Origin of the sequence: Kamptonema formosum PCC 10802 (genome assembly GCF_000332335.1) — a bacterium.
Classification (GTDB): Bacteria; Cyanobacteriota; Cyanobacteriia; order Cyanobacteriales; family Oscillatoriaceae; genus Oscillatoria.
Map to the genome: position 1 here is coordinate 656,269 of NZ_KB235949.1, position 7,329 is coordinate 663,597.

At 55.2% G+C, this 7,329-nt stretch carries 7 protein-coding genes; 4 read left to right on the forward strand and 3 right to left on the reverse strand.

Translation table 11 applies throughout. The features are described 5' to 3' along the window. Nucleotides 1-160: 160 nt before the first annotated feature. The 3 genes from OSC10802_RS0133370 to OSC10802_RS0133385 all read right to left on the reverse strand — a co-directional run bounded on the left by OSC10802_RS0133370 (nt 161) and on the right by OSC10802_RS0133385 (nt 3,461). Nucleotides 161-1,117 (reverse strand): 3'(2'),5'-bisphosphate nucleotidase, encoded by a 957-nt coding sequence (locus tag OSC10802_RS0133370; protein ID WP_017721106.1) that lies wholly within the window; start codon nt 1,115-1,117, stop codon nt 161-163. An 89-nt stretch (nt 1,118-1,206) separates the two neighbouring features. Then, nucleotides 1,207-2,679, reverse strand: a complete 1,473-nt coding sequence (locus OSC10802_RS0133375; protein WP_017721107.1) for an aldehyde dehydrogenase family protein — start codon at nt 2,677-2,679, stop codon at nt 1,207-1,209. Between the two features lie 368 nt (nt 2,680-3,047). Continuing rightward, nucleotides 3,048-3,461, reverse strand: a complete 414-nt coding sequence (locus tag OSC10802_RS0133385; RefSeq protein ID WP_017721109.1) for a response regulator — start codon at nt 3,459-3,461, stop codon at nt 3,048-3,050. Between the two features lie 110 nt (nt 3,462-3,571). Between OSC10802_RS0133385 and OSC10802_RS51905 the strand changes: the two genes are divergently transcribed. From OSC10802_RS51905 to folB, 4 genes are all read left to right on the forward strand, one after another. Beyond that, nucleotides 3,572-3,730: a hypothetical protein gene (locus OSC10802_RS51905; protein WP_155969029.1), complete on the forward strand. Its 159-nt coding sequence runs from the start codon at nt 3,572-3,574 to the stop codon at nt 3,728-3,730. A 678-nt stretch (nt 3,731-4,408) separates the two neighbouring features. Then, nucleotides 4,409-5,713, forward strand: coding sequence for a glutamate-5-semialdehyde dehydrogenase (locus OSC10802_RS0133390; RefSeq protein WP_017721110.1), 1,305 nt, complete (start codon nt 4,409-4,411; stop codon nt 5,711-5,713). Between the two features lie 149 nt (nt 5,714-5,862). After that, the gene (locus OSC10802_RS43045) at nt 5,863-6,777 is read left to right on the forward strand and encodes a bestrophin family protein (RefSeq protein WP_017721111.1); all 915 of its coding nucleotides are present in this window, start codon (nt 5,863-5,865) and stop codon (nt 6,775-6,777) included. Nucleotides 6,778-6,788: 11 nt separating this feature from the next. Further along, nucleotides 6,789-7,148 (forward strand): dihydroneopterin aldolase, encoded by a 360-nt coding sequence (gene folB / locus OSC10802_RS0133400; protein ID WP_017721112.1) that lies wholly within the window; start codon nt 6,789-6,791, stop codon nt 7,146-7,148. Nucleotides 7,149-7,329 lie beyond the last annotated feature (181 nt).

Sequence of the window (7,329 nt, forward strand, 5' to 3'; positions counted from 1 at the left end):
CGGCACTACAACCAAGTCCGCATGACAAGGACTTAAGAGAAGAGCTAGAATCTAAAAACCCAAGCCGAAGCGGGTTTTGTCTGTATAGCTGCGGTTACCCTGCGGGAAGCCGCCAAGGGCGGCTACAACCGCCCAGTAAATTCAATGCTTAGCAATCAGTTCAAAACTCCCGCAGCGCCGCCAGCACCCTATCGTGAATCGCCCCATTAGTCGCAATCGCCCCCCGATTCTCCACCATCTTAGTGCCGGCGGAAAAATTCAGCGGGTTGCCGTACATATCCGTCACCCGCCCACCGGCTTCCTCCACCACAATCGCCCCCGCCGCGTGATCCCAAATATTCTCCCGGTAGTCCGGCAACTCTTGCCACGGCAGGCGCAAATAAAGAGCTCCCATCCCGCACGCCACAGCCCCATACTTCGCCTGAGAGTCCATGCGGATAGGTGGCGCAGTAATCCCGGCAGCCTTCGCCACCGCCTCCTGTCGCCACGGGTCCCCGTGAGACGCTTCCACACTTTGCAAAAAATGCAGATTATCTGCATCAGCGCCACAAACCTGAATCCGGCGCGGCTCCCCACCGGCAAGCGACAGCGCAAACGCCCCCTCCCCCCGCACCGCCACAAACAGCACGCCGGTCTCACCCAGGACAGTCAGCGCCGGACAGCCGAGCACCCCCACCCTCACCGAACCTGCTTCCACCAGCGCCAGCGCCACCGCATACTGGTCTTGACGCAAAAACCCTTTCGTGCCGTCGATCGGGTCTAGCGTCCAGAAGCGCCGGCCCACCTGGCCATTCCCCCGATCTATCCAGCTCACCACCTTCTCAGGTGTGGCATCGGGAAGTAAATCCTTAACATAATTTGTGACTTTTGTCAAGGTTTCTGCCATTGCCGGCTGGCGCAGCTCAGCGGCGTCCTCCTCCGCCACCACCGGGTCGTCAGGAAACGCCTCCCCTAAGGCTTGGCAAATTACCGCCTGGGAGCCATAATCGGCCACTGTCACCGGGCTTTTGTCCTTCTTTTCGATGGCAGCCGGTATGTCGCGGCGGACTCGCTCGCACAGTTTGACTGCAGCCAAAACTGCCGAGATAGCTACTTGTTTTTCTCGATCGTAAGACATAGGGAGTTTTGAGTTCATTCCCTCTAGTTTTTCATAAATAAACCGCAAAGAAACCCGGTTTATTGAAGAAACCGGGTTTCTTTAATTCGCTACAGTTTGATGGTGACGGTTTTGATTTCGGTATATTGCTGCAAGCCGTACTCGCCGAGTTCTCGGCCTATGCCGGATTGCTTGAACCCGCCAAAGGGAGCAGCAGCGTCGAAAACATCGTAGCAATTCACCCAGACGGTGCCGGCGCGGACGCTGTTGGCGATCGCGTGAGCTTTGGTAATATCTTTTGTCCACACACCGGCGGCCAGACCGTACATTGTACTGTTCGCCCGCTGGATGACTTCATCAATGTCTTTGAATTTGATGATGCTCATCACCGGCCCGAATATTTCCTCTTGAGCGATTTTCATGCCGTCTCGCACATCAGCAAAGACGGTTGGCTCGATGAAAAATCCCCGGTCGCCGGCTCGTTTGCCGCCGCACAGCAGTTGGGCACCTTCGCGCATCCCGGACTCGATGTAGCTCATCACTTTGTCGAACTGGGTTTGGTCAACTTGCGGGCCTTGCTGGGTGTTGGGGTCAAAGGGATCGCCGACGGTGCGCTGCTTGCTGCGCTCAACGCTTTTGGCGACAAACTCGTCGTAGCATTTTTCTTCGACAAACAGCCGCGAACCGGCGCAGCAGCACTGCCCCTGGTTTAAGTACAGCCCGATGTGAGCGCCTTCGATGGCGGCGTCCAGGTCGGCGTCGGCGAAGACGATGTTGGGGCTTTTGCCGCCCAGTTCCAGGGTGACGCGCTTGAGGTTGCTCCGGGCGGCGGCTTCCATAATCAGGTGGCCCACTTCTGTCGAGCCGGTGAAGGCTACTTTGTCGATATCGCTGTGGTGGGCGATAGCCGCACCGGCAGTTGGCCCGTAGCCGGAGAGGATATTGACCACTCCGGGGGGGAAGCCGGCTTCGACAATCAGTTCGCCGACACGCAGCGCACTCAGGGGCGTCTGCTCGGCGGTTTTGAGGATGGCGGTGTTGCCGGTGGCCAGGGCTGGGGCGAGCTTCCACGCCTGCATCAGCAGCGGGAAGTTCCAGGGGATAATTTGGCCAACGACGCCCACCGGCTCGTGGCGCGTGTAGCAGAAATAGGGGCCATTGATGGGGATGGTTTTGCCGTGGATTTTGTCCGCCCAGCCGGCGTAGTAGCGGTAGCAGGCGATCGTCAGCGGCAAGTCGTCATACAGCGCCTCGCTCAGCGGTTTGCCGTTGTCGAGGGTTTCCAGACGCGCCAGCTCTTCTTTGTTGCGCTCAATCAGGTCTGCTAGCTTGTAGAGCAATTCACCGCGCTGGGAGGCCGTCATCTTTGGCCATTGGCCGCCGGTGAACGCCGCCCGGGCGGCCAGAACTGCCTTATCGACATCGGGGGCGTCCGCTTCGGCGACGGTGCAGATAACTTCGCCGGTGGCGGGGTTGAGCGTCTCGAACCGGCGACCGCTGACGCTGTTTACCCATTCGTTGTTTATTAGCAGCTGGGTCGGGCCGATTTTTACTTGCTTTTCTGCTGCGGTGGCGGTTACCATGACGTTCTTCTTCTGGTTTTATTAAGGGAAGTTTCTCCTAGCTTTGAGCAAATTAACAGCGAAACCGCTTGCCTTTAGATAATCTTTCGATTTGCTTTAAATAACTTCGCACAGCGGAGCCGCGCTGGGGGGCCGGTTTACTGGTATTTCTCGCTGTCTGGCAAGTGGGTCTGGCAGCACCGGCCCAAAGCAAGCTTCCCGTAAAAAATTTCCGGCAAAACCCGCCCCTGCAGCCCCGCCCTTCAACGCCCAGAAACCCGGTAACTTCGGCGAACCCGGTTTTCTCAGTACCCTTGTGAAGCCACCAGGAATGCTCACAAAAATTTGCACGTTTGGCACCTGCCGCCAGAGCCAGCGGGGACTGGCCACTACCGGTAGCCTGACTGGCTCCAGCCGAGAATTCTCGCCACTTGGCTAGGGAGGGCGATCGGATCGAAGGGCTTGGGTATCACCGCTGCCACTCCCAAATGGGAGAAGCCGCGCCGGTTAGATGCCTGTATGTGGGCGGTTAAGAAAATCACGGGGATGTGTTCTGTTGTGGGATTGGCTTGCAGCCGGCTCAAGGTGGCCACTCCGTCCAGCTCGGGCATCATCAGGTCTAGAATTATAGCGTCGGGCTGCTCGGCTGCCGCTAGTGCCAGCCCCTGTCTGCCGGAATCTGCCGTGCTGACTTCCCACCCTCCCATGATTTCCAGACACAGTTTGGTCACTTCCCGGATATCCTCCTCATCATCAATCACGAGGATGCGCTTCGGGGAAGTCCAAACTGAGCGAGAATCCATCGACTTAATTTGTGGGCAAGAAGAATTCGCTAATTTACTCTCAGAAAGGGCTATCATTGTTTTTCTGGCCTCCTTTGCCAGTGATGAGGATGTGTGCGAGCGGTAGATGAGTGGCACCCTCTTTTGGGTATATTGCCGGCTGCCCGTTTCGTGGGGAATTGCTGCCGGCGATCTGTAGGGTTGGGGGTGCAGCTATCATTTACCACCACCAGATATCCTGCAAGATTCCCGCCCCTCCCCAAACTTTTAGAGTAGCGATCGACCCGTGAGAGGCGACAGTTAAGTGACACCAGTTCAGCTTGCCCACTCCCCGACCGGCACCTCGGGAATCTCAATTGTCTTGGGGCGGCTCAAGACATTGAACGAGTGAGATTTCACCGAGCTTCATGAGGGATCTCTATTCCCCTCAAAGGGTCCGTCCCCAGCCCACCTCGCCACTCCCGTCCAATCCTGTTCCTTTCCAGGCTCTATTTTCCTGCTTAGCGCTCAAAACTGAATAACTTGTGAAACTCTCTCTAAAATTGTTTGGCAACCCTGACAGCGCACCAATTAGCCTCATCAGTAACTCCCGGGGCAAAGCTCTTTCCACTGGCAGACACCCTTATTTATAAATGGTAAATACCGCACATATTTTTTGCCTCACTCGCTAGCTAGAACCACTCTATGTCTAAAGACATAGGCGGGCTGTTAAACTTATCTATAAGTGGCTCCTCCCTGCCGATTATTGTGCCGCTTTACAACCGGGTTTGGCGACTTTTTAGAAGATCTTTCCATTGGCATGCTCCCCTCACCCTGCCCCCTCTCTCCCCCGGCTAGCGGGGGCTTTATCACGGTGAAAAGTGGCTGGCAGAAACTTAAAAAATACTGAATTTTTATCGCTGGGACAGCCATAAAATTTTCATCTTTTGTTAAACTTTGGGTGATGCGCTTGCCCTGATTGCGAAACCATGACCACAGTCCAAGTTGGAACCCCTCCCCTAGTTAAACTTGCTCAGCAGGCCCGTCAAGCGGCGCGGCGGCTGGCCATTCTCTCGACCAGCGAGAAAAATCAAGCAATCGTTGCCATTGCTCGGGCGCTAGAAGCTGCCACTGATGAGATTTTGGCCGCCAATGCAGCGGACTGCCAAGCTGCTGAGGCCGCCGGCATCCCCAAACCGCTCTACAACCGGCTGAAGTTGGATGAAACCAAGCTAAAAGCCGCGATTGCCGGCGTGCGAGATGTGGGGCGACTCCCCGATCCCGTCGGTGCGGTGGGGATTCACCGGCAGCTGGATGATGGGCTCGTCCTCAAGCGCGTCGCCTGTCCGCTCGGTGTCCTGGGCGTCATCTTTGAAGCTCGCCCCGATGCGGTGATTCAAATTACCAGTCTGGCGATTAAGTCGGGCAACGGCGCTATCCTCAAAGGCGGACAGGAAGCAGCACTCTCTTGCACCCAGCTGGTTCGGGCGATCCACCAAGGGCTGGCGGAAAGTGCGGTTGACCCCGCTGCAGTGCAGTTGCTGGCCACCAGAGAGGAAACTCTGGCGCTGCTGAAACTGGATCAGTGTGTGGATCTGATTATACCCAGAGGATCTAATTCGTTTGTCCGCTTCGTGCAGGAAAATACCCGCATCCCCGTGCTGGGACATGCTGAGGGGATCTGCCACCTCTATGTGGACAAGTCCGCTGACATCGAAAAGGCGGTGAATATTGCCGTTGACGCTAAAACCCAGTACCCTGCCGCCTGCAACGCCATTGAAACGATGCTTGTCCACTCCCGCATCGCCCCCGATTTCTTGCCGGTGGCTGTTGCGGCGCTGCGAGAGCGCCACGTCGAGTTGCGGGGGGATGAGCGCACCCGCGCCACTGTCAGCGTCTCGCCGGCAGCAGAAGCAGACTGGGCGGCGGAGTACAGCGATTTGATTCTGGCGATTAAGGTGGTGGATTCTCTGGAAGAGGCGATTGACCACATCAATACTTACGGCTCGAAACACACGGATGCGATTGTTACGGAAGACAGGGAAGCGGCTGGCAAGTTCCTGGCGCAAGTGGATGCTGCCGGTGTTTTCCACAACTGCTCAACGCGCTTTGCGGACGGCTTCCGCTACGGCTTTGGCGCAGAAGTGGGCATTAGCACCCAGAAGATGCCGCCTCGCGGACCTGTGGGTTTGGAAGGTCTGGTGACGTACAAATACCAGCTTGCCGGTGACGGTCAGGTTGTGGCTACCTATTCGGGTAAGGATGCTAAGCCTTTCTGTCACAAGGATCTGTAAGATAGGTATTGGGGAATTGGGAATTGGAAATTGAGCCGGGATTTGGGGATTTGGGGATTGGGAATTGTTTCCGTTCCTGACTTCCCCTGCCCAAAGCCAAATTATCCCATTCCTACCCCGACTAACAACTAACACTTAAAACCTGTAAAATGGAATGGTTTCGACTTGCTTTTCAGTTGCGCGGATCAGTCGCTGTTACTGTTTTTCCTCGCGCCCTATTGTGTGGGGGGTTTGGATTTATCGTCTCTCTACTCTATTATTTTGAAGTCCCTTTAGAGTGGCGCGCCTTGGGGAGTGTCATTAGCAATGTGGTCTTCAATCTGATTTTAGGTTTATTGTTGGTGTTTCGCACGAATACGGCTTACGACAGATTTTGGGAAGGGCGGAAAAATTGGGGGACTATTGTTGTGAGTGTCCGCAACTTAGCGCGGCAAATCTGGGTGGGGGTTGCGGAAGTTGAACCGGCAGACCGAGAGAAGAAAGCGTCTGTCCTGCGGGTATTGGCGGCTTTTGCCGTAGCGACTAAGTTGCGCTTGCGACAAGAGCCGGTGAGCGGCGAGTTAGAGGAGTTGGTGGACGCCTCCCTCTCTCTCCAGCTCAACAGTGTGAAAAGCCCACCTCTAGAAGTAATTCGCTGGGTTGGGGCTTACCTGCAGCAGCAGCACGACCGCAATTGCTTGAACAGCAACCAGCTGATGGCTATGAATAAGTTGCTCGACAGTCTGGTCGAGGCTTTAACCGGCTGCGAGCGGATTTTGACCACCCCAATCCCACCGGCTTACGGGATTTACCTCAAGCGCGTCTTGCTGATCTATTGCATTGCTTTGCCTTTTAAGTTTGTGGAAAACTTGAAGTTTGGGACTTGCTTGATGGTGATTTTAATTAGTTTTGTTCTGTTTGGGGTAGAAGAAATTGGCAATGAAATCGAAAATCCTTTCGGTTACGACCCCAATGACCTGCCCCTGGATGACCTTTGCAAGACTATCCAAGGCAATATTGAAGATTTAAGTGCGCCGCTTGTGGCGCTAGAAAGCTCAAATACAAGTGATTTGCTCCCGACCTAAGAGTGCTAGCAATGGATTCAATTCAAATCACCGGCATTCGCTGTTATGGATACACCGGCTACTTGCCAGAGGAGCAAGTCCTCGGTCAGTGGTTTGAAGCCGACGTCACCCTGTGGCTGGATTTATCGCCGGCAGGCAAAAGCGACCGCATCGAAGACACCCTCGATTACCGCAAGGCGATTTCAACGGTGCAGCACTTGCTAAAAACCTCTAAGTTTGCTTTAATAGAAAGAGTGGCAGCGGAAATTGCCGGGGCGATGTTGGAAGACGAACGGGTGCGGCAAGTCCAAGTCCGTTTGAGCAAGCCGGCTGCCCCCATCCCCGATTTTACCGGCAACATTACCGTTGAAATCACGCGGGCGAAAAACTGAACTGAAGGGTGATTTCCCACCCCGTTTGTAGTTGGGCTTCAGCCCAAAGTTCGTAGTTGGGCTTTAGCCCAAAGCTTCGTAGTTGGGCTTTAGCCCAAAGCTTCGTAGTTGGGCTTTAGCCCAAAGGTTCGTAGTTGGGCTTTAGCCCAAAGGTTCGTAGTTGGGCTTTAGCCCAAAGGTT

Bases quoted from the DNA above. Each gene is read 5' to 3' on its own strand.
- OSC10802_RS0133370 (WP_017721106.1), bottom strand. From the start codon at position 1,117: ATGTCTTACGATCGAGAAAAACAAGTAGCTATCTCGGCAGTTTTGGCT.
- OSC10802_RS0133375 (WP_017721107.1), bottom strand. From the start codon at position 2,679: ATGGTAACCGCCACCGCAGCAGAAAAGCAAGTAAAAATCGGCCCGACC.
- OSC10802_RS0133385 (WP_017721109.1), bottom strand. From the start codon at position 3,461: ATGGATTCTCGCTCAGTTTGGACTTCCCCGAAGCGCATCCTCGTGATT.
- OSC10802_RS0133390 (WP_017721110.1), top strand. From the start codon at position 4,409: ATGACCACAGTCCAAGTTGGAACCCCTCCCCTAGTTAAACTTGCTCAG.
- OSC10802_RS43045 (WP_017721111.1), top strand. From the start codon at position 5,863: ATGGAATGGTTTCGACTTGCTTTTCAGTTGCGCGGATCAGTCGCTGTT.
- folB (WP_017721112.1), top strand. From the start codon at position 6,789: ATGGATTCAATTCAAATCACCGGCATTCGCTGTTATGGATACACCGGC.